The sequence below is a fragment of the Bradyrhizobium sp. cf659 genome (genome assembly GCF_900113725.1).
GTDB lineage: Bacteria > Pseudomonadota > Alphaproteobacteria > Rhizobiales > Xanthobacteraceae > Bradyrhizobium.
Window position 1 is genome coordinate 173,371 of record NZ_FOQJ01000004.1, and the last position, 20,539, is coordinate 193,909.

The following is a 20,539-nucleotide window of genomic DNA, read 5'->3' on the forward strand; positions in this document are numbered from 1 at the left end:
CGAACGCAGTCACATGCCCCTTCGCCTCATCTTCATGGGCACGCCCGATTTCTCCGTGCCGACGCTGCTCGAGCTCGTCGCGCATGGCCACGAGATCGTGGCTGTCTATACGCGCGCGCCGAAGCCGGGCGGACGGCGCGGCCTGCAATTGCAGCCGACCCCGGTGGAGGAAGCCGCGCGAAGACTCGGCGTGCCCGTGCTGACGCCGAAGACGCTGAAGACAGAGGAAGCGCTCGACGAGTTTCGCGCCTTTGACGCCGACGCCGCCGTGGTCGTCGCCTACGGCATGATCCTGCCGCAGGCCATTCTCGATGCGCCAAAGCTCGGCTGCTACAATCTGCACGCTTCGCTGTTGCCGCGCTGGCGCGGCGCCGCGCCCATCAACCGCGCCATCATGGCGGGCGATGCCGAGAGCGGCGTGATGGTGATGAAGATGGACGTCGGCCTCGACACCGGCGATGTCGCCATGGCCGAGCGGCTGGCGATTTCTGACACCATGACCGCGGCCGACCTGCACGATCGCCTGTCCCGGCTCGGCGCCGACCTGATGGTGCGGGCCATGGCCGCGCTCGGCCGCGGCGGGCTCCAGCTCAAGAAGCAGAGCGAGGACGGCGTCACCTATGCGGCCAAGATCGACAAGGCCGAGGCGCGCATCGACTGGAGCAAGCCCGCGCGCGACGTGCTGCGCCACGTCCACGGCCTGTCGCCGTTCCCGGGCGCCTGGGCCGAGCTCGCAGGCGTCAGCGAGAATTCGCGCGTGAAAATCCTGCGCTGCGAGCTCGCCAAAGGCTCGGGCGCGCCGGGCGAGGTGCTCGACGACCAGCTCACCATCGCCTGCGGCGAGGGCGCGATCCGCATCATCGAGCTCCAGCGCGAAGGCAAGGCGCGGATGCAGGCGGTCGACTTCCTGCGCGGCGTGCCGGTGAAGGCGGGCGCGCGATTTACGTAACTCTGTCATACCCCGCGAAGGCGGGGTATCCAGTACGCCGAGGCTTCTCGGTTGAACGGATAGGCCGCGGAGTACTGGATCGCCCGCCTTCGCGGGCGATGACAGTCGAAACTGGACAAGATGCCCCGCTACAAGCTCACCATCGAATATGACGGCGCGCCGTTCTTCGGCTGGCAGGTGCAGGACACGCTGCCGTCGGTGCAGGGCGCATTGGAAGCGGCGGTGAAGGCGATGACCGGCGCGGATCTGCGGGTGCATGGCGCCGGCCGCACCGATGCCGGCGTGCATGCGCGCGGCCAGGTCGCGCATGTCGACATCGAGAAGCAGTTTCCGCCGGGCCGCTTTCGCGACGGGCTCAACGCGCATCTGCGCCCGCATCCGATTGCGGTGCTCGAGGCCGAGATCGTGCCTGATACCTTCGAGGCGCGTTTCTCGGCCGTGAAACGCCACTATCGCTACCGCATCGTCAACACCCGCGCCAATCTCGCGCTCGACGTCGGCCACGCCTGGCGCGTGCCGCGCCGGCTCGACAGTGATGCGATGCATGCAGCCGCGCAACGCCTGCTCGGCAAGCATGATTTCACGACCTTCCGCGACACCGAGTGCCAGGCCAAGTCGCCGGAGAAGACGCTCGACCAGCTCGACGTCAAGCGCGACGGGCGCGAGATCACCATCGTCACGTCGGCGCGCTCGTTCCTGCACAGCCAGGTGCGCTCGATGGTGGGATCGCTGGTCTGGGTCGGCGAGGGACGCTGGACCGCGGACGATCTCTCCGCCGCGTTAGAGGCCCGCAACCGCGCCGCCTGCGGCATCGTCGCGCCGCCGGAGGGGCTGTATCTGGTGAAGGTGGATTATTAGAGAGGCGGGAGCTTTCGCCACGCCCTCGGTGTCATGCCCCGCGAAGGCGGGGCATCCAGTACGCCGCGGCCTCTCGGCTCAATCACTGCGGCCTCTGGAATACTGGATCGCCCGCCTTCGCGGGCGATGACAGTCGTGTGTGTGGCAGCAGTCGTGCCCTACCCAAAATACCGCGTCAAAATTCCGCGATACACCTTCGTCAGCTGCTCTAGATCCTTAACCGGGACGCGCTCGTTGACCTGGTGCATGGTCTGGCCGACCAGGCCGAACTCGATCACGGGGCAATAGCTGGAGATGAAGCGCGCGTCCGAGGTGCCGCCTGAGGTCGACAGCTCCGGCTTGCGTCCCGTCACCTCCTCGATTGCCGACACCGCGAGATCGGTGAACGGGCCGGGCTTGGTCACGAACACGTTCGAGTTCGACGGCTCCCAGACGATGCGGGCCTTGATGCGGTTGCCGCAAGCCTTTGCCAGCCGCGTCTCGACCAGCTCGCGCAAGGATGCCTGGGTGTGGTTGTCGTTGTAGCGGATGTTGAATTTTGCGCGGGCCTCGCCGGGGATGACGTTGTTGGCCTTGTTGCCGACGTCGACCGAGGTGAATTCGAGGTTGGACGCCTGGAACTGCGCGCTGCCGTGATCGAGCGGCTCGTCGCTGATGGCCACGATCAGCCGCGAAATGTCCGGCACCGGATTGGAGGCGCGGTGCGGATAGGCGACATGGCCCTGCACGCCGTCGACATACAGCGTGCCGGATTGCGAGCCGCGGCGGCCGACCTTGATGGTGTCGCCGAGCGTCTCGACATTGGAAGGCTCGCCCAGCACGCAATGATCGAATTTTTCGCCGCGCTCGGTGGCCCATTCCAAGAGCTTGATGGTGCCGTTGATGGAGACGTCTTCCTCATCGCCGGTGATCAGGAACGAGATCGAACCCGCGCCGTCGGCGCGCGGCTTGCCGCCATTGGCGGCGAGATGCTCCAGCACCGCGGCGACCGAGCAGGCGATGCCGCCCTTCATGTCGACCGCGCCACGGCCGTGCAGGAAGCCGTCCTTCACCTCGCCGGAGAATGCGCCGACGCTCCAGGCGCTCTCGTCGCCCGGCGGCACCACGTCGGTGTGGCCGGCGAAGGTGATGTGCGGGCCTTCGCTTCCGATCCGCGCATAGAGATTGTCGACGTCGGCGGTGCCGGGGTCGCTGAACGTCACGCGGTGGCAGGTGAAGCCGGCTGCGTTGAGGGCGTTTTCAAGCACCCCGAGCGCGCCGGCATCGGCCGGGGTTACCGAGGGGCAGCGGATGAGATCGCGGGCAATGGAAAGAGCATCGGTCATGCGCTCCGCTTAACATGCATGCCGCCGGGTGGGCTAGCGTTGGGCGGCACGAATTCGATTTCGGTCTGCTGGTCCCAGCTTTTTGCAGGGGACGCGGCGGAGCTGTTCTCGAAATCGGCCAGCGGATCGGGGCCGAACCGGTTATGGCCGGAAGTGCCTGAGACGATGAACATCTCGACGAGGCCCCACAACCACAGGGCCGAAGCGGTGAGGCTGAACGAAAGCATCCAGTTGGAGTCGGGCAGCAGGTCCGAGAACTGGCTGTAGAGGCCGGGAATGAAGAAGAACGCAACGATCCACCAGCCGCTCCTGTTGCGGTCGTGCAGGCGCTTGATCGCGGTTGCGAGGAATATCCATGAGAACAGCGCCAGGCCGGACGCTTTGAGGATCGAGGTCGCGTGATCGGCGGATGCCAGCGAGCGGGGGGCTCGGGGGTCGACCAGCTTGAAAAGGTCATCGAGTCCGAAGTCGAAATCGAGCTCGATGCCGAGCTTCAGGGTGGATCGGGTCCCTCCGAGGATCCCGATGACTTGACCGGCGATCTCCAGCAAGCCCGCTAGCACGGCGACGATCAGCAGCGCCTGCCACAGCAGGGCGCGGTTGATGCGGCCGTCGAAGCGGAAGAGGTACCAGGTCCAGTCCATGGCGAAGGTTCCGGGCGGTCGGGGCCGCCTGGTGATTGGTCGCGATGGAGGGAGGGTGGGTTCGATCTCCGGTGTCGTCCCGGCGAAAGCCGGGACCCATACCGCGTGATCTATCGAAGGAGGAAGATAGCCGTACCGAACGACGGGTCTTCGTCAAACCTCTGCCTGGGGTAATGGGTCCCGGCCTTCGCCGGGACGACGATGCAGAGGCCGTGTGCGCCTATCAATCCCGCAGCAGCTCGTTGATGCTGGTCTTGGACCGCGTGCGCTCGTCGACGCGCTTGACGATCACTGCGCAGGCGGTGCTCGGGCCGATATGGCCGTTCTTCATGGGCCTGCCGGGCAGCGCGCCGGGCACCACCACCGAATACTCGGGCACTTCGCCGATGAAGACTTCGCCGGTCTCGCGGTCGACGATCTTGGTCGAGGCGCCCAGGAACACGCCCATGGCCAGCACCGCGCCCTTGCGCACGATCACGCCTTCGGCGACCTCGGAGCGCGCGCCGATGAAGCAATCGTCCTCGATGATCACGGGCTCGGCCTGGAGCGGCTCGAGCACGCCGCCGATGCCGGCGCCGCCGGAGATGTGCACGCGCTTGCCGATCTGCGCGCAGGAGCCGACGGTGGCCCAGGTGTCAACCATGGTGCTCTCATCGACATAGGCGCCGAGATTGACGAAGGACGGCATCAGCACGACGTTCTTGGCGATGAAGGCCGAGCGGCGGACGACGGCGCCCGGCACTGCGCGAAAACCGGCATCGCGAAAACGGTTCTCGCCCCAGCCTTCGAACTTCGAGGGCACCTTGTCCCACCAGGTCGCCTTGCCGGGACCGCCGGGAATGACGCCCATGTCGTTGAGGCGGAAGGACAGCAGCACGGCCTTCTTCAGCCATTGGTTGACCTTCCACTTGCCGTCGGCCCCGCGCTCGGCAACGCGCGCCTCGCCCTTGTCCAGAGTCTCCAGCACCTGGTCCACGGCCTCGCGCACCTCGCCCTTGGTCGAGGTCGAGATGCCGTCACGCGCGTCGAAGGCGCTGTTGATGGTGGATTCGAGGGCGGACAGGGACATCGGGATTTCCTCTTCGGAGCGGGAATTTTGATGGATTGGGCGCTTTTTCGGGATTTGGCGGGGGAGAGTCAAGGCATACTCCGCTGTCGTTCTCCACCCTCCACCGTCGTCCTGGACCAGCGCAGCGAAGCGGAGCGCCGATCCAGGACTCATTACCCCCAGGGAGGAGTTTAACGACGACTCGTGGTTGTCAGTCTCGCGCCGCAACCTCTCCCTGGGGTAATGGGTCCTGGCTTTCGCCAGGACGACGGCGGTCAGTGTGGCGACAGCCCCGCCAAGAACCCCGCCAGATCGTCCGTGACATGATCCACATGGGCGGCATCGCGGCCCTCCAGTTCCCAGTCCTCGCGCACCACTTCCTTGGTGCCGTCGGGCACCACCAGCACCGTGGTCATGCCGAGCTCGTGCGGGACGGTGAGGTTGCGGGCGAGGTCCTCGAACATCGCGGCGCGGGTGGGATCGACGGCATGGTCGCCGAGGAATTTCCGGTAGGTCTGCGGCGCCGGCTTGGGCTCGAAGCCGGCCGCGATGATGTCGAACACGCCGTCGAAATGGGTGGCGAGGCCGAGCCGCGCCAGCACCGCGTCGACATGGTCGACCGAGCCGTTGGTCAGGATCAGCTTGCGTCCCGGCAGCTTTGCGATGGCCGCCCCGAGCGCCGGGTTCGGCTCCAGCGGCGAATGGTCGATCTTGTGGACGTAGGCGAGATAGTCGTCGGCGTGCACGCCATGCAGGGTCATCATGCCACGCATCGTGGTGCCGAAGCGCCGATAATAGTCCTTCTGGATATTGCGCGCTTCCTCCGGGCTCACGTTCAGCCAGCTGCACACGAACTCCCCGATCCGCGCATCGACCTGTTGCCACAGATTGACGTGATGCGGATACAGCGTGTTGTCGAGGTCGAACACCCAGGTATCGACATGGGTGAAGGCGCGGGGGGAGGTCATCAAGGCTCTCTATCTGTTGAGCAAGGCAGCGGCCTCGCCCTCAATCGTCGTCCTGGCGAAAGCCAGGACCCATACTCCGTGACCCATCAGTGGGGCAGTCTGGTCATCGTTCTTCGCCAAACCCGATCCCGGGGTAATGGGTCCTGGCTTTCGCCAGGACGACAGCGGTGGGCGTGACGGCGTTTTCACATCAAGAATCACGGCATCGCAAACCGCAGCGTCCTGCCGCCGCTCGACATGTCGACCGCGCCAAAGCCCACCGCTGCAAACCCGCGCGCGCCGCAATCGGTCTGCTCGTTGGTCTCGAACTTGGTCTCGCGCGTGCAGAGCTGCCTGTCGCCGCCCCAGTTCAGCGGCTTGTCCTTCAGCTTGACCGCGCGGTTGTCGGCATCGACGGCTTCCGCGAAGCTGAAGGTCTGCTTCGGCTGGCCGCTCACGTCGGGGTGCAGGCATTTGCCGGGGTCGATGCGGTACCAGCCGCGGCTCGTCACCGACTTGCCGTCGTTGGTGGCGATCGCCGCCATCACCTTGTGCGGGGTGTCGTTGCACCAGGTCAGGCCACTCGGCGACGGCGTCTGCGTCGCATCGACCATGGTCTTGAAGAAGTTCGGCGACGACACGGCGTCGGACGAGAGCCCGCGGCTCTTCAGGAACGCAGCGAGCGCTGCTTGCGTCTTCGGTCCGTCGACGCCGTCGATCGCGCCGACGTCATAACCGATGATCACCAGCAGACGCTGGATGCCGGCGAGGCGCGCCTGCTCGTCGTCATATTCGGAATCCTCGGCGAGATACGTTACCAGATTGCCGTCGTCGCCCTGCGTCGGCGTCACTTGCGTGAAGGCGGCCTGGGTCTGGCCGCTGCGGCATTGCCGCGCAGCCGCAATGACGAAATTGTCCTGGGCGACGCACAGCATGTCGCTGCCGTTCTGCGGGATCGGCGAGGCGCCATAGACGCCGAGCGCGCGGGCGTTGAGCAGGATGCGGTCGGCGGTCAGCGTGCCCTGCACCACCACGCGGCAGGTGGCGGGATCGATCCTGAACCAGCCGCGCGTCGCGGTCGCCGCCTTGTCGTCGATGCCGATCGCGGCCTCGACGACATAGGACATGCGGTTGCAGATCTTGAGGTCGGCAAAGGCCGGCGCGGAGGAGAACAGGAACGAGACGGCCGCGGCGGGCAGCGTCATCAGGAAGCGGGTGAGGGAGGAGCGGTGGGGTGGCCTCGTTCTCTGCCCGTCATGCCCGGCCTTGTGCCGGGCATCCACGTTCTTGGCGCGGGACAAAAGATCGTGGATGGCCGGGACAAGCCCGGCCATGACGCCGTTCTTTGTTCGCTCGCGCCTCACTTATGTATCAGCGTCCCCGTGCCCTGGTTGGTGAACAGCTCGAGCAGCACCGCGTGCTGCATCTTGCCGTCGATGATGACGACGCCCTCGACGCCCTGCTCGAGCGCGTAGATACAGGTCTCGACTTTCGGGATCATGCCGCCGGAGATGGTGCCGTCCGCGATCAGCTTGCGCGCGTCCTTGACCGAGAGCTGCGGGATCAGCTTCTTCGACTTGTCGAGCACGCCCGGCACGTCGGTGAGCAGCAGGAGGCGCTTTGCCTTCAGCGCGCCGGCCACGGCGCCGGCAAAGGTGTCGGCGTTGACGTTGAGCGTCTGGCCTTCCTTCGAGGTCGCGAGCGGCGCGAGCACCGGGATCAGCTCGTAGCCGATCAGCTGGTTGAGCAGCGTCAGGTCGACCTTCTCGGGGTCGCCGACGAAGCCGAGATCGATCGCCTTCTCGATGTTCGAACCCGGATCGACGATCGTGCGCGTCGTTTTCGACGCCTTCACCATATTGGCGTCCTTGCCCGAGAGTCCCACGGCCTTGCCGCCGGCTTCGTTGATGTAGCCGACGATCTGCTTGTTGACCGAGCCGGCCAGCACCATCTCGACGATCTCGATGGTCGCCGCATCGGTGATGCGCAGGCCGGCGGCGAATTCCGACACGATGCCGAGGCGCTTGAGCATGGTCGCGATCTGCGGCCCGCCGCCATGCACGACCACCGGGTTGATCGCGGTCTGCTCCAGCAGCACGATGTCGCGGGCAAAGTTCTTCGCGGTCTCCTCGTCGCCCATGGCATGGCCGCCATATTTGATGACGATGGTTTCCTCGTCATACTGCTGCATGTGCGGCAGCGCTTCGGACAGGATGCGGGCCTGGTCGAGCGGGGAGATGTCGGTCATGAGGCGGATCTCGCTGGCGGGACTGTCGGGCCGCGTTCTATCCGATTGGCGGGGGCAGCGCAAAGCGATGTTCTTTCCCTCTCCCACAACGGGAGAAGGAAGAGGGCCTACTTCCGTGCCACCACCGCCGCCAGCGTCACCGCCAGCCAGCCCAAGATCATCACCGTTCCGCCGGTCGGCGCCGCATAGGGAAACAGCGAGTGCCCGGCAAATTGCCGCAAGGTGAGATCGCCCGCGAACAGCGCCGCGCCGGCTACGAAGCCGGCCGCGGCGATGAGGCCAATTCCGCCGTGCAGAAGGCCGCGCGCGAGCAATCCGATCACCGCAAGTATGGCAGTTGCATGAAACAGCAGCATGGCGCTCGCCGACGCAAGCCGGCTGGCGTCGCCGCCATGGGCGGAAGCGGCGGCCAGCGCGACGCCGGCGGCGCCCATCAAACCGGCAAGCCCAAGCAACAGGCGGTGCGCGGCCATCACGTGCTCCGCTCTTCCAGCAGCTTCGCCATCGCGGCGCGCAGCTCGGCCATGCCGGTCGCGCTCCGCGACGAGGTCGCGAGCACGTTCGGGAACGCGGCCGGATGCTTGGCCAGCGCGGCCTCGGTCTCGGCAATGCGCGATTGCAGCTCGGAGGCCTTCACCTGGTCGGCCTTGGTCAGCACGATCTGGTAGCTCACGGCGGAGCGGTCGAGCGTCCCAAGGATCTCGAGATCGACGTCCTTCAACCCGTGCCGCGCGTCGATCAGCACATAGACGCGCGCGAGGCTGGCGCGGCCCAGCAGGAATTTGTGAATGAGCTCGGTCCAGGACGCGACCTGGCTCTTCGGCGCCTTGGCATAGCCATAGCCGGGCATGTCGACGAGGCGCAGGTCGGTCTTCCCGGGGACCTCGAAGAAGATCAGCTCTTGCGTGCGGCCCGGCGTGTGCGAGGTGCGCGCCAGCGCGTTGCGGCCGGTGAGCGCGTTGATCAGGCTCGACTTGCCGACATTGGAGCGGCCGGCAAAGGCGATCTCCAGCCCGTCCATCGGCGGCAGCGTCTGGATCGAGGGCGAGGCCCAGATGAACTGCCAGTCGCGCGCGAACAGCTTTCGCCCGGCCTCGATCAGTCGCTCGTCGGTCTTGTCGTTCATGCGAGCGGTCTATCCTCTCGTCATGGCCGGGCTTGTCCCGGCCATCCACGTCTAGCCACGCAGCACGCTTCCAAAACGTGGATGCCCGGGACAAGCCCGGGCATGACGACTTGGAAGCATTGTGCCCGCATGACTGGGGCACTTGCCGGACGGCTACGTCGCCTTCTTCGCGAACGTTGCCTTGAGATTGTCGAACAGCTCCACCTTCACGCCGTTGCGGCGCATGATGAAGCTCTGCTGGAGCACCGAGAGCGTGTTGTTCCAGGCCCAGTAGATCACGAGGCCCGCCGGGAAGCCCGCCAGCATGAAGGTGAAGATCAGCGGCATCCAGTTGAAGATCAGCTGCTGGGTCGGATCCGGCGGCGTCGGGTTCAGCTTCATCTGGAACCACATCGTGATGCCCATGATGATCGGCCAGATGCCGAGCGCGAGGTAGTGGCCGAACACCGGAATCGTGGTCGGATCGAACGGGATCAGCCCGAACAGGTTGAACAGATTGGTCGGATCCGGCGCGGAGAGGTCCTTGATCCAGCCGTAGAACGGCGCGTGCCGCATCTCGATGGTGACGAACAGCACCTTGTAGAGCGAGAAGAACACCGGGATCTGGATCACCACGGGAAGACAGCCGGCGACCGGATTGATCTTCTCCTTGCGGTAGATCTCCATCATCTCCTGCTGCTGCTTCACCTTGTCATCGGGGTAGCGCTCTTTCAGCGCCTGAAGCTGCGGCTGGATCGACTTCATCTTCGCCATCGAGGCATAGGACTTGTTCGCCAGCGGGAAGAACAAGAGCTTCACGATCACGGTCACGAGCAGGATCGAGATGCCGAAATTGCCGAAGAAGCGGTAGAAGAAGTCGAGGCCGAGGAACATCGGCTTGGTGATGAAATAGAACCAGCCCCAGTCGATCAACAGGTCGAAATGGTTGAGGCTGAGTTCCTTGTTGTAGCCGCCGTGGCCGGCGAGCGGGAAGTTGATGCCGACGACGCCGGCTTCCTTGGCGCCGGCAAACAGGCGCGCATTCGCCGTCGCACTGCCACCGATCGCGACGGTGACGGGATCGAGCAGATAGTCGGTCTGGTAGGTGTGGACGTTGCCGCTCGGGTTCGACGAGAAGCGCGCCTGAAGCTGGGCGCTGGTGTCCGGCAGCAGCGCCGAGGCCCAGTACTTGTCGGTCATGCCGAGCCAGCCATTGGTGGCCTTGAAGTTCACCGTCTTGGCTTCGTCGATCTTCTTGTAGGCGTATTCCTGCAGGCCATCGAGATAGCCGATCAGGCCTTCATGCAGGATGTAGTAGCCGGAGACCTGCGGGGTGCCGTGGCGCGAGATCAGCGCGAACGGATAGAGCGTGACCGGCGCGTTGCCGACATTGCTCACCTCGTCCTTGATGGTGAAGAGATAGTGGTCGTCGACCGAGATGGTGCGGCGGAAGGTGAGGCCCTCGCCATTGTCCCATTTCAGCACCGCCGGCGTCGTCGGCGTCAGGCTGCCGCTGCCGTCCTGCTGCCAGACGGTCTGCGCGTCCGGCAGCTTGGCCGTCACGCCCGTGGCGGGCACCCAGCCGAACTCGGCGTAATAGGGCTCCGCGGTGCCCGAGGGCGAATACAGGATGATCGGCGGCGACTTCGGATCGACCGTTTCGCGATACTGCACCAGCGCGAGATCGTCGATGCGGCCGCCCTTCAGCGAGATGCTGCCGGCGATCCGCGGCGTGTCGATCTTCACGCGCGGGCTGGCCGCAATCGCGGTGTCGCGGGCGACGACCGGCTGGGCCTGCTGGTTCGCTGCCGGCGTCGACGGCTGCGCGGCGCCGCCGGATTGCGGCGTGGTGCCCGGCGTTGCGGAGGCCGTCGGCTGCGGCGTGGTCTTCTGGAGCTCGGCCTGCTGCTGCTGGGCGCGCTGCTTCTCCATCGCCGGCACGTTGTAGAAATACTGCCAGGCGATCAGCACGAGGCCCGATAGAATGACGGCGAGGATGGTATTGCGATTGTCGGTCATCATCTAATGTCTCGTCATCAATCCGGTTTGCGGCTGGCAGCAGGAGCGGTGCCGGGCCCAATGCACTCGGTTCTTGGGCCGCGTCCCTTTGACTGTCCCTTGTGAGATCCCGTGTGAGATCCCTTGGCCGTATGCCGCGCGGGCTTCGAGAACGCTATGCGTAGATCGTCGAGCATGGTGGCGAAGGGGCGCGAGAGCGCGTCCCTTCGGCCGACCAGTACATAGTCATGATGGGGCTGCATTGACACCGGATCGAGCCGCTTCACCAGTTCGCGAAGCCGGCGCCGGATGCGATTGCGCTCGGGGGCGTTGCCGTTCTTTTTGGTGACGGTGAAGCCTACTCGGATCGGGCCACCGTCGTCGCGAGGGCGGCTTTGCAGGACGAATGCGGGACTATTCACCCGCGCGCCATTGGCAACGGCGAGGAAATCCGCCCGCTGCCTCAGCCGATCCATGATGAAATCCCAAAAAGGGGGTCTGGCTCAGGCGCTCAGACGCTTGCGGCCGCGGGCGCGGCGGGCGGCGAGAACCTTGCGGCCGCCGGCAGTGGCGAGACGGGCACGGAAACCGTGACGGCGCTTGCGCACCAGTTTGCTGGGTTGATAAGTCCGCTTCACGGGTTTTTCTCCGCTGACCGGGCAATTTGCCTGTGGAATTGATGGTAAAGTCCGGAAGATGCGGCCCAAAACGGGCCCTTTTTCGGCCCCAAGAGAGCCGCTCCCGGCGTTACACCGGGTCATCGCGGACAATTCGCGCGGCTTATATGCGAGCGCCCCCTTTTCGTCAACGCCACAAGAGCGCAGGATCGCGGTGAATATCGCTGTTTGTGCGGGGTTTTTAATCGTTGAGGTAGCGACTCGCCGTATCAGCGCTTACATCCCACCTTGGGAGATTAGCGATCCGTAATTTGACCGGACCGGGGGCGGGCCGCATCCTTCCTCCGCCAGATCGTTCACCGGCCAAGTCAGTAAGGACGAATTTCGTGGCAGCGACAGACCTCCAGCCGATCCAGGATACGGATCAGGGGGACCCGCCGGCGATCCGGCCGCGTGGGCCTGCCGGGCTTGGGCTGTCGGGCAAGCTGCTGCTGCTCACCGTCCCCCTGGTGATGATCGCGGCCGTCCTGCTCTACGTGCCCGCCATCGCCAACTTCTGGGTCAACCGGCTGAACGACCGCGTGGCCGCGGCCAACACGGCGGCGCTGGTGCTCGACGCCGCGCCGCTCGGCATGGTTCCCGATTCGCTGTCGCGCGAGATCCTGAAAAGCATCAATGCCCGCGCCGTCGCCATCAAGATGGGCCAGCAGCGCCGGCTGCTCGCCAGCGACAATCTGCCCGCCGCGATCGAGCACGACGTTGACCTCCGCGACATGACCGTGTGGGAGGCGATCACCGGCTCGTTCCAGATGATGCTGGAGACCGGCAATCAGGCCATCCGCATCGTCGGCCCCGGTGTCGGCAATGCCCAGTTCGTCGAGATCGTGACCGACGAATTGCCGCTGCGGCAGTCGATGTACCGCTTCTCCCGCAATGTCGTCGTGGTCGCGCTGATCATCGGGGTGCTGACCGCGGGCCTCGTCTATCTCGCGCTCCACTATCTCTTCGTGCGGCCGATGCGGCGGCTGACCGCGAGCCTGGTCGGCTTCCACGAAAACCCCGAGAGCTCGGCGCGGATCATCGTGCCGAGCCAGCGCAGCGACGAGATCGGGGTCGCCGAACGCGAATTGTCGGACATGCAGCGCGATTTGATGTCGATGCTGCATCAGAAGAGCCGGCTTGCCGCACTCGGCCTCGCCGTCTCCAAGATCAATCACGATCTGCGCAATTTGCTGGCTTCGGCGCAGCTTCTGTCGGACCAGCTCGCCAGCGTGCCGGATCCGCGGGTGCAGCGCTTTGCGCCCAAGCTCGTGCGCTCGCTCGAGCGCGCCATCGCCTTCTGCCAGTCGACGTTGTCCTACGGCCGTGCCCAGGAGGCCTCGCCCGACCGCCGCATGATCCTGATCGAGCCTGTCGTGCTGGAAGTGCGCGAGACCGCTGGCCTTGCCAGCGATGCCTCGATCGCCTGGGTCGCCGCGATCGAGCGCGGGCTCGCGGTCGATGCCGACCCCGACCAGCTGTTCCGCGTGCTGCTCAACCTCGTCCGCAACGCCGCCCAGGCGCTGGAAAGCCATTCCTCCGGCGACGGTGGCGCGCAGCAGATCCGGATCACGGGCAAGCGCGAGGGCGCCGTCGCCATCCTGGAGGTCTCCGACACCGGCCCCGGCGTCCCCCAGAAGACCCGCGACCATTTGTTCGAGGCGTTCCAGACCTCCGGCCGCCCCGGCGGCAGCGGGCTTGGTTTGGCCATCGCCGCCGAGCTCGTCCGCGCCCATGGCGGCGACATCCACCTGGTCGAAGGCACCATCGGCGCCACCTTCCGGATCGTCATCCCCGACCGCCCGGTGGAACTGCTCTCCATCCGCAACGAGCGGGCGCGGGCGTAGTCGGCCAGCGGCCGACAGCCTCTCGTCATTCCGGGGCGACCCGAAGGGTCGGGCCCGGAATCCATAACCCCTGCTGGTGGTTATGGATTCCGGGCTCGCGACTTTGTCGCGCCCCGGAATGACGGCCAGGGAGGTGGAAATACGCGAAAATCTCCCCATCCCGGACCTTGCCAACCGCGACAAGAGCGGTTAGTCAGAGCGCTCTTTCGCACCCCCTCCGGCTCCGCCGGGGGCTGCGTGCGGGCCATGCCCGCTATCGCTGTTTGCGAAAACGCGCCCGTAGCTCAGCTGGATAGAGCATCAGACTACGAATCTGAGGGTCGGACGTTCGAATCGTTCCGGGCGCGCCATTTCGGTAGTAAGTTGTCCCATGCGTACTATCGATCGTCTGTTCTCCTGCCTCGTCCTGTTTCTAGCAATCGCAGCCGTCCCGGTCCTTCCCGCGCGCGCGGCCGAAACCTGCCCGTTCATCAGCGCGCAGGAGCTCGCCGGCGCGATGCCGGCGCTCAAATGGTCGCTGATTTCAAATCAGGACGGCCGCGGCTGCATCTACCAGGCCGGCCGCGGCGACACGATGATGTTGAGCGTGTTCCGCAATCCCGACAAGGACCGCGCCAGGGAATTGTATGCGACCTTCGTCAAGACGCTCGGCGAGCGCATGCCGCTGAACGCGGTGTCCGGGATCGGCGAGGAAGGCCAGGGCGGGACGAGCGCCGCCGGCGCGCAGCGCCAGGAGGCCTCGGTCGTCGCCTTGTCCGGCGATTACATTCTGCAGATCAGCGTCTATCCGATCGGCCGGCGTGCCGACGATGCGCTGCTCGGACCGATCACCGAAGCTGCGCGCGTTGCCATCGGGAAGGTGAGCAAGAGCAGCGAGCGGTTCGGCAATTGCGAGTGGCTCACGGCCGCGGATGCCGACGGCTTTCTCGACAAGGGCACGCTGACGGTCCAGCGGACTGGCGCGGGCAGCTGCATGATGTTCGATCGCGAGGCCAACACCATGACCGTCGCGGTGATCGCGATCTCGCGCGACACCGTCGTCAGCATGATGAAGCGCACGGGCCCGTGCAAACACGTGGCGATACCCGAGCTCGGCAGTGAAGCGTTCGGCGAGCATTCCTGCACCAAGGGCAACGGCAACGCCGTCAACATCTATGTCTGGAAGAACGGCAGGCAGGCTTCGATCCTGTTCGCGCCGGTCAAGCCGCATCCGGAGTCCGGCTCGGTCGAGCGCCTGAAGGCGGTCGCCGGGCGAGTCTATGGAAAACTGTAACGGCGCCGCGTGACTTAGAAACGCGGAATTGCTCAGGGCTGACCGCGGCTTCGGATCGGAATTCTTGCCGCAACGTCTGGCCGGTTTTCCTCGAGCCAGGCCATTGCCTCCGGTCCATCGACGAGACACGCGAAGGTTTCCCAGGCTGGATCCTCGATCGTGTCGGGTTGCAGGCGCTTCGCCGCATATTCAACGAGGTCGTGCAGGCCTTCGTATCCTCGTCGGCGCTCGAGGGAGTCCGCAATCGCCGTGCTGGCCCAGCCTCGTTGAGCCAAATCGACAATGCTCGGAGCGTTCGCCTCGCTGAACCATGGTGTGGCATCGAACTCGAGGCAGCGGATGTTATCGGCGGTATGGCACGTTGCGTGGATCATCGGGTCCCTCCGTTCACCGGCTAACAATCCTGCCCCCGACATTGCGGACTCGCGGGCGCTGTTGCGCGCCCGTCAGGCTTTGACAAGGTCCCCCAGCAAGTTCGCGGCCACCATGAGCTTGGCGAGCGTCAGGCCACCGGCGGCGATCTCCTCGACCGCGCGGCGGATGCGCGTCGCCTCGGGATGAGCCGCAAGCCAGGTCTCCACAGCCTGCTGACCGGATTGGCCGGTTGCCAGCATATCCGCGGTCAGGCGCCTTTCGGCTGCCGCGATCAGTTCGACGGCGCGGTCGATGGCCAGGCGTTCGAAATGATCGCTGGCCGGCACGCTGCGCGCGGCGGCGATGATGCGGTCGAGACGGAAATTGGCTTCGGCGGCAAAGAACGTCGCAGTGGCATCGCGGATGCTGCGGCTGGTGCGCTCGGCGACCGTCACGATATCAGGCGCCGAGACCAGGGCGTCGAGGTCCGCCAATTCGCCGGCGAGGCCGATCGGGACGCCGGCATCGGTCAGGTCCTGCCGACGCTTGCCGCGCGCGGCTTGCAGGTCCGGCGGCAGGGCGTTGTCGAGGGAGGCCGCGATCTCGCGGACGGCAGGGCCGAATCGGGCGTTGATCGCGCTCAGCCCAGCCTTGAAATCGACATTGCGCACATACCAGACCATGCGGGAGAGCAGGAGATCCTGGATCGCCGCGTAGAGGCTGAGCTGCAACTGCCCGTCGATACGTGTGTCGAGCGCGTCGATCGCGTCATTGAGTCGCCTGAGCTCGTAGATCGCGTCCACCGCCACCTGCGCCATGACGATGGTCGAGATATCGGCGTCGGTCTCGTCGGTCAGGCGCACGATGCAGGCCGGGCCCCCGCGGTTGATCACGGCATTGACGAGACTGGTCGCGATGATCTCGCGTCGGAGGCGATGGAGCTTGACCGCGGTCGGGAATCTGTCGAGAACCTCGCGCGGAAAATAAAGGGACAGTCTGCGGGCGAGATAAGGATCGTCAGGCACGCCGGTGAGGAGCAGGTCTTCGTAGAGTGTCAGCTTGGCGTAGGCGAGCAATACGGCAAGCTCCGGCCGTGTCAGGGCTTGGCCGCGCCTCGTGCGCTCGGTGATGGCGGCGTCGTCGGGCAGGAATTCCACGGCACGGCTGAGCAGGCTGCGCTGCTCGAGCGACTGCATCAGGCGGGTGAGGAAGCCGGTCTCGGCCACGCCCTTGCGTTCGGCAAGCGAGAGCGCCAGCGTCTGGAGGTAGTTGTTGCGCAGCACCAGCGTGCCGACTTCGTCGGTCATCGCCGCGAGCAGGGTGTTGCGGTCAGCTGGGCTGAGGCGTCCCTCGCGCTCGGGGCGCGCCAATGCGATCTTGATGTTGACCTCGACGTCGGACGTATTCACGCCGGCCGAATTGTCGATCGCGTCGGTGTTGAGCCTGACGCCCTTCTGCGCCGCTTCGATGCGGCCGCGCTGGGTCACGCCAAGATTGGCGCCTTCGCCGATCACCCTGGCGCGAACCTCGGTCCCGGTGATGCGGATCGGATCATTGGCGCGGTCGCCGGCCTGATCGTCGCTCTCCGCCGATGCCCGGATGTAGGTGCCGATGCCGCCGAACCACAGCAAGTCCGCGCGCGCCTTCAGGATCGCCGTCATCACCTCGAACGGTGTGGCCTGCTCCTTGTCGAGATCGAGCAGGGTGCGCACTTCCGGTGCCAGCGGGATCGCCTTGAGCGTGCGCGAGAACACGCCGCCGCCCTGCGAGATCAGCGTCTTGTTGTAGTCCTGCCAGCTCGATCGCGGCAGGTCGAACAGGCGCTTGCGTTCGGCGAAGCTGATCGAGGGATCGGGCGAGGGATCGATGAAGATGTCGCGGTGATCGAATGCCGCGACGAGCTTTGTCGCCGGCGAGAGCAGCATGCCGTTGCCGAAAACGTCGCCGGACATGTCGCCGACGCCGACCACGGTGAAAGGCATGGTCTGAATGTCGGTGCCGAGCTCGCGGAAGTGGCGCTTGACCGCTTCCCAAGCGCCGCGCGCCGTGATCCCCATCTTCTTGTGGTCGTAGCCCTGGCTGCCGCCAGAGGCGAAGGCATCGCCGAGCCAATGGTTCTTCTCGGCCGAAATCGCATTGGCGATGTCGGAGAAGGTGGCGGTGCCCTTGTCGGCGGCGACGACGAGGTAGGGGTCGTCGCCGTCATGCCGCACGGTCAAGTCGGGCGGCACGACGACGTCGCCGTCGAGATTGTCGGTGAGTTCGAGCAGCGAGCGAACGAAGATGCGATAGGCTTCGGTGCCCTCCGCGAGCCACGCCTCGCGATCGGAGGGCGGCGGCAGGCGCTTGGGCACGAAGCCGCCCTTGGCGCCGACCGGCACGATCACGGCGTTCTTGACCTGCTGCGCTTTCACCAGGCCGAGGATCTCGGTGCGGAAATCCTGCGGCCGATCGGACCAGCGCAAGCCACCGCGCGCAACCTTGCCGAAGCGCAGGTGAATGCCTTCGACGCGGGTTGAATAGACGAAAATCTCATAGAGTGGTCGGGGAGGGGGCAGGTCCTCGATCTTGCGCGCGTCGAACTTGAAGGAGATCACCGGACGCGGATGTCCGTCCCGGCCGACCTGCCATAAATTGGTGCGGATGGTCGACTGCACCAGATTGGTGAAGCGGCGCAGGATGCGGTCTTCATCGAGCGAGGCGACGGATTTGAGCTGCTCCTCGATCTCGGCAAGCAGAGTTGTCTCGCGCGCCGAACGCTCGCGATCGGTAAGGACGAGGCGCGGATCGCGGCGGGCCTGGAACAGCGCGACGAGGTTGGCTGTGATCGCGGCGTTCTTGCGCAAGGTCTCCCACATATAGTCCTGGGTGAACGGAGCGCGGATCTGGTGCAAATAGCGCGACAGCGCCCGGATGGTCGAGACTTCCCGCCAGCCCAGGGCCGTGCGCAGGATCAGGGCGTTGTATCCGTCGGATTCGGCGCGATCGGTGACCACCGCCATGATTGAGGCTTCCAGGCGATGGCTGAATTCCCGGCTGATCTCGATCGGCTGGCCGTCGCTGGTCTCGATCGTCATGTCGTGCAGCCATACCGGCTCGGGCCTGTTGCCGGGCACGATCTGATAGGTGCGTTCGTCGACCACGCGCAGGCCGTGATTTTCGATCACCGGCACGCGATAAGACAATGACAGCGGCGCGGCATCCGAGAACACCTTCAGGCCGAAGCGCCTGGGATCGTCCTCCTCGAAGCGGTGAACCGAAATCGTCACCGGGCGGGCTGGCGTGAGCTTCTCGATGGTGGCGATATCGGCGATCGCCTGTTCCGCCGTGGACACTTCGGTATAGCCGCCGGTAAAGGCCTGGGCATAGCGATTGGCGAGCATGCGCGCCCGCATGCCATCGGTCGACGCAGCCAGCGCGGCCTTCAGCTTGTCGGCCCAGGTCGCGGCAATGGCGCTGATCCCGGCTTCCAGCGCGGCGCGCTCGACGGCGGGAGTCTTACCTTCATAGCGTCCGATGATGTAGTGGACGCGCGCCAATGCTCCTTCGGGGAAGGATACGTAGGAGGCCGACAGCGTCCCCTTGTAGCTCTGCGACAGGAAGGCGCCGACGCGCGTGCGCACGTCGGTGTCGTATTTGTCGCGCGGAATGAAGACGAGGATGGAGACGAAGCGATCGAACTTGTCGACCCGGGCCAGCGCCCGGACGCGGGGGCGCTCATAGAGGATCAAAATCTCCATGACGAAATTGAAGAGGGTGTCGACATCGACCTGGAAGAGTTCGTCGCGCGGATATTCCTCGAGCATATGCATCAAGGCCTTGCCCGAATGGCTGTTCGGGTCGAAGCCGGCGCGCTGGAGCACCCGTGTCACCTTGTGGCGGACATGGGGGATCTGTCGTGCCGAGCGCGTATACGCGCCCGAGGTGAACAGCCCGACGACACGCAATTCGCCCTCGAGCCGGCCGTCGGGCGCATAGAGCTTGATGCCGACATAATCCATCCGGATGCGGCGATGAACCCGGCTGCTCACATTGGCCTTGATGACGATCAGCAGGGTCGGCTCGCGCATGAACTCGCGAATTTCCGGCGTCATCACCACCATTTCGTTGCCGCGGCGCAGGACCTTCGCATCGGGATCGCGGAGGATGCCGAGGCCCTCGGCGGTCGTGATGTCATCCGACACGTCGCTCTCGGGCGAGAAGCGATATTCGCGCACGCCGAGAAAGGTGAAATTGTCCGCACACAGCCATTGCAGGAACTGGTTGGCCTCGGCGACCTCGTCGATCGGCAGCGGCGGCGGATTGGACGAGAAAGTCTTGATCGCGTCCTCGACCCGGTCGCGCATGGCGCGCCAGTCGACGACGCAGGCGCGCACGTCGCTCAACGTCCTGGTGAGGCCGTCAATCAGCCTGTCGCGGTCAGCGTCGGCGTCCAGGCGGGTGATGTGGAGGTGAATCAGGCTCTCGCGCGCGCCCTTTGCTCCCTCCGGGAGGGCTTCACCGTAGAAGTGCAGCAGCTTGCCCTGGTCATCGCGCTCCACCGCGATGATGGGGTGAGCGACGAGGGTGACTTCGATGCCCTGCTCGGCGATTTCAGCCATGGTGGAATCGAACAGGAAGGGCATGTTGTCGTTGAGAATTTCGAGCACGGAAATCTCGCGCCCATCCGGCATCACCGGATTGACGATGCGGATATCGGCGCGACCGGCCGTGCGCCGCTGCACGTGCTCCCAGGCTTGCTCGGCCAGGAGGGCAAGCGAGGAGGCATCGTAGTTGGCGAGATCCTCGCTATTGGTGTAGCCGAACAGAAGCTCGGCAAAGGTCCGGGGGGCCTTGCCCGGCTGCACGCTTTCCGCCGCGTCGTGGATCAGAGTTGCCCGGGCCTTGTCGTCGCGCCATGCCATAGCGTCCTCCATATCCCGGCCGACGAACCGCAAATGCGGTCAGGCGTTGTTTTTGGAGTGCGTCTCTTCGCGCGCCATCGTCTCGACCGTATTTCGATCGCGTCGGTCTTGCGGCCTTCACGATACTAGCATCCCGAAGCCGCCATGGCGCGCAGAGTTATGAGGCGTGCTTAAGGCCGAAGGCGGCGGCGAGGATCGCTGCGCCGTGAGCACTTGCAAAATCACAAGGAGTTTCAATCGTGTAGGAGTTCGTGGTTTTGTTCCCGATGGCGCGCCATTTCGGTATAAAACTGGCAAGCCGAAACCCGCCGTTTTTGCGATTGTGGCGGACACCTGCCTGCGGCGATCTTGGTGATCGCAATCAAATAGAATGGGCTCGCCGG

17 protein-coding genes and 1 tRNA gene are annotated in these 20,539 nt (G+C 65.3%); 5 read left to right on the forward strand and 13 right to left on the reverse strand.

The window, feature by feature from the left end; translation table 11 throughout:
* The first annotated feature begins 13 nt into the window (after window positions 1–13).
* A complete protein-coding gene (fmt, locus tag BM118_RS19900) occupies window positions 14–949 on the forward strand; it encodes a methionyl-tRNA formyltransferase (RefSeq protein WP_092187191.1) in 936 nt (311 codons plus the stop codon).
* A gap of 120 nt (window positions 950–1,069) precedes the next feature.
* Entirely contained in the window at window positions 1,070–1,807 is a 738-nt protein-coding gene (gene truA, locus BM118_RS19905) for a tRNA pseudouridine(38-40) synthase TruA (RefSeq protein WP_092187192.1), read from the forward strand.
* Window positions 1,808–1,965: 158 nt separating this feature from the next.
* Here the strand turns inward: truA and dapE are convergent, their stop codons facing one another.
* From dapE to rpmH, 11 genes are all read right to left on the reverse strand, one after another.
* Window positions 1,966–3,132, reverse strand: a complete 1,167-nt coding sequence (dapE, locus tag BM118_RS19910; RefSeq protein WP_092187193.1) for a succinyl-diaminopimelate desuccinylase — start codon at window positions 3,130–3,132, stop codon at window positions 1,966–1,968.
* Window positions 3,129–3,776 carry a DUF805 domain-containing protein gene (locus BM118_RS19915; protein WP_177234477.1) on the reverse strand — a complete coding sequence of 216 codons (648 nt, stop codon included), beginning with the start codon at window positions 3,774–3,776 and terminating at the stop codon, window positions 3,129–3,131. The genes dapE and BM118_RS19915 overlap by 4 nt, the downstream gene beginning before the upstream one ends.
* A 223-nt stretch (window positions 3,777–3,999) precedes the next feature.
* Window positions 4,000–4,845 (reverse strand): 2,3,4,5-tetrahydropyridine-2,6-dicarboxylate N-succinyltransferase, encoded by an 846-nt coding sequence (gene dapD / locus BM118_RS19925; protein WP_092187195.1) that lies wholly within the window; start codon window positions 4,843–4,845, stop codon window positions 4,000–4,002.
* Window positions 4,846–5,099: 254 nt separating this feature from the next.
* Window positions 5,100–5,792, reverse strand: coding sequence for a pyrimidine 5'-nucleotidase (locus BM118_RS19930; RefSeq protein WP_092187196.1), 693 nt, complete (start codon window positions 5,790–5,792; stop codon window positions 5,100–5,102).
* 197 nt (window positions 5,793–5,989) lie between these two features.
* Complete coding sequence (locus BM118_RS19935) at window positions 5,990–6,976, reverse strand: DUF1036 domain-containing protein (protein ID WP_177234552.1); 987 nt, start codon at window positions 6,974–6,976, stop codon at window positions 5,990–5,992.
* 155 nt (window positions 6,977–7,131) lie between these two features.
* Window positions 7,132–8,019 carry an acetylglutamate kinase gene (gene argB, locus BM118_RS19940; protein WP_092187198.1) on the reverse strand — a complete coding sequence of 296 codons (888 nt, stop codon included), beginning with the start codon at window positions 8,017–8,019 and terminating at the stop codon, window positions 7,132–7,134.
* A 107-nt stretch (window positions 8,020–8,126) separates the two neighbouring features.
* Window positions 8,127–8,492 (reverse strand): DUF423 domain-containing protein, encoded by a 366-nt coding sequence (locus tag BM118_RS19945; RefSeq protein ID WP_177234478.1) that lies wholly within the window; start codon window positions 8,490–8,492, stop codon window positions 8,127–8,129.
* Complete coding sequence (gene yihA / locus BM118_RS19950; protein ID WP_092187200.1) at window positions 8,492–9,145, reverse strand: ribosome biogenesis GTP-binding protein YihA/YsxC; 654 nt, start codon at window positions 9,143–9,145, stop codon at window positions 8,492–8,494. Before yihA ends, BM118_RS19945 begins: the two co-directional genes overlap by 1 nt.
* 153 nt (window positions 9,146–9,298) lie before the next feature.
* Window positions 9,299–11,143: a membrane protein insertase YidC gene (gene yidC, locus BM118_RS19955; protein WP_177234553.1), complete on the reverse strand. Its 1,845-nt coding sequence runs from the start codon at window positions 11,141–11,143 to the stop codon at window positions 9,299–9,301.
* Window positions 11,144–11,160: 17 nt separating this feature from the next.
* Complete coding sequence (rnpA, locus tag BM118_RS19960; protein WP_092187202.1) at window positions 11,161–11,598, reverse strand: ribonuclease P protein component; 438 nt, start codon at window positions 11,596–11,598, stop codon at window positions 11,161–11,163.
* Window positions 11,599–11,625: 27 nt separating this feature from the next.
* Window positions 11,626–11,760, reverse strand: a complete 135-nt coding sequence (gene rpmH, locus BM118_RS19965; RefSeq protein ID WP_008542748.1) for a 50S ribosomal protein L34 — start codon at window positions 11,758–11,760, stop codon at window positions 11,626–11,628.
* A gap of 365 nt (window positions 11,761–12,125) precedes the next feature.
* Between rpmH and BM118_RS19970 the strand changes: the two genes are divergently transcribed.
* From BM118_RS19970 to BM118_RS19980, 3 genes are all read left to right on the forward strand, one after another.
* A complete protein-coding gene (locus tag BM118_RS19970) occupies window positions 12,126–13,625 on the forward strand; it encodes a sensor histidine kinase (protein WP_177234479.1) in 1,500 nt (499 codons plus the stop codon).
* Between the two features lie 273 nt (window positions 13,626–13,898).
* Window positions 13,899–13,975 (forward strand) — tRNA-Arg (locus BM118_RS19975).
* A gap of 20 nt (window positions 13,976–13,995) precedes the next feature.
* The gene (locus tag BM118_RS19980; RefSeq protein ID WP_092187203.1) at window positions 13,996–14,898 is read left to right on the forward strand and encodes a hypothetical protein; all 903 of its coding nucleotides are present in this window, start codon (window positions 13,996–13,998) and stop codon (window positions 14,896–14,898) included.
* Window positions 14,899–14,930: 32 nt separating this feature from the next.
* Here the strand turns inward: BM118_RS19980 and BM118_RS19985 are convergent, their stop codons facing one another.
* Both BM118_RS19985 and BM118_RS19990 read right to left on the reverse strand, forming a co-directional pair.
* Window positions 14,931–15,272, reverse strand: coding sequence for a hypothetical protein (locus tag BM118_RS19985; protein WP_092187204.1), 342 nt, complete (start codon window positions 15,270–15,272; stop codon window positions 14,931–14,933).
* A gap of 72 nt (window positions 15,273–15,344) precedes the next feature.
* Complete coding sequence (locus BM118_RS19990) at window positions 15,345–20,168, reverse strand: NAD-glutamate dehydrogenase (RefSeq protein ID WP_092187205.1); 4,824 nt, start codon at window positions 20,166–20,168, stop codon at window positions 15,345–15,347.
* Window positions 20,169–20,539 lie beyond the last annotated feature (371 nt).

Excerpts from the sequence above, each read along its gene's own strand:
- BM118_RS19935 (WP_177234552.1), bottom strand. The coding sequence starts at position 6,976 with ATGACGCTGCCCGCCGCGGCCGTCTCGTTCCTGTTCTCCTCCGCGCCG.
- BM118_RS19930 (WP_092187196.1), bottom strand. The coding sequence starts at position 5,792 with ATGACCTCCCCCCGCGCCTTCACCCATGTCGATACCTGGGTGTTCGAC.
- BM118_RS19990 (WP_092187205.1), bottom strand. The coding sequence starts at position 20,168 with ATGGAGGACGCTATGGCATGGCGCGACGACAAGGCCCGGGCAACTCTG.
- rnpA (WP_092187202.1), bottom strand. The coding sequence starts at position 11,598 with ATGGATCGGCTGAGGCAGCGGGCGGATTTCCTCGCCGTTGCCAATGGC.
- argB (WP_092187198.1), bottom strand. The coding sequence starts at position 8,019 with ATGACCGACATCTCCCCGCTCGACCAGGCCCGCATCCTGTCCGAAGCG.
- yihA (WP_092187200.1), bottom strand. The coding sequence starts at position 9,145 with ATGAACGACAAGACCGACGAGCGACTGATCGAGGCCGGGCGAAAGCTG.
- BM118_RS19980 (WP_092187203.1), top strand. The coding sequence starts at position 13,996 with ATGCGTACTATCGATCGTCTGTTCTCCTGCCTCGTCCTGTTTCTAGCA.
- truA (WP_092187192.1), top strand. The coding sequence starts at position 1,070 with ATGCCCCGCTACAAGCTCACCATCGAATATGACGGCGCGCCGTTCTTC.
- BM118_RS19915 (WP_177234477.1), bottom strand. The coding sequence starts at position 3,776 with ATGGACTGGACCTGGTACCTCTTCCGCTTCGACGGCCGCATCAACCGC.
- BM118_RS19945 (WP_177234478.1), bottom strand. The coding sequence starts at position 8,492 with ATGGCCGCGCACCGCCTGTTGCTTGGGCTTGCCGGTTTGATGGGCGCC.
- BM118_RS19985 (WP_092187204.1), bottom strand. The coding sequence starts at position 15,272 with ATGATCCACGCAACGTGCCATACCGCCGATAACATCCGCTGCCTCGAG.
- dapD (WP_092187195.1), bottom strand. The coding sequence starts at position 4,845 with ATGTCCCTGTCCGCCCTCGAATCCACCATCAACAGCGCCTTCGACGCG.
- fmt (WP_092187191.1), top strand. The coding sequence starts at position 14 with ATGCCCCTTCGCCTCATCTTCATGGGCACGCCCGATTTCTCCGTGCCG.
- yidC (WP_177234553.1), bottom strand. The coding sequence starts at position 11,143 with ATGACCGACAATCGCAATACCATCCTCGCCGTCATTCTATCGGGCCTC.
- dapE (WP_092187193.1), bottom strand. The coding sequence starts at position 3,132 with ATGACCGATGCTCTTTCCATTGCCCGCGATCTCATCCGCTGCCCCTCG.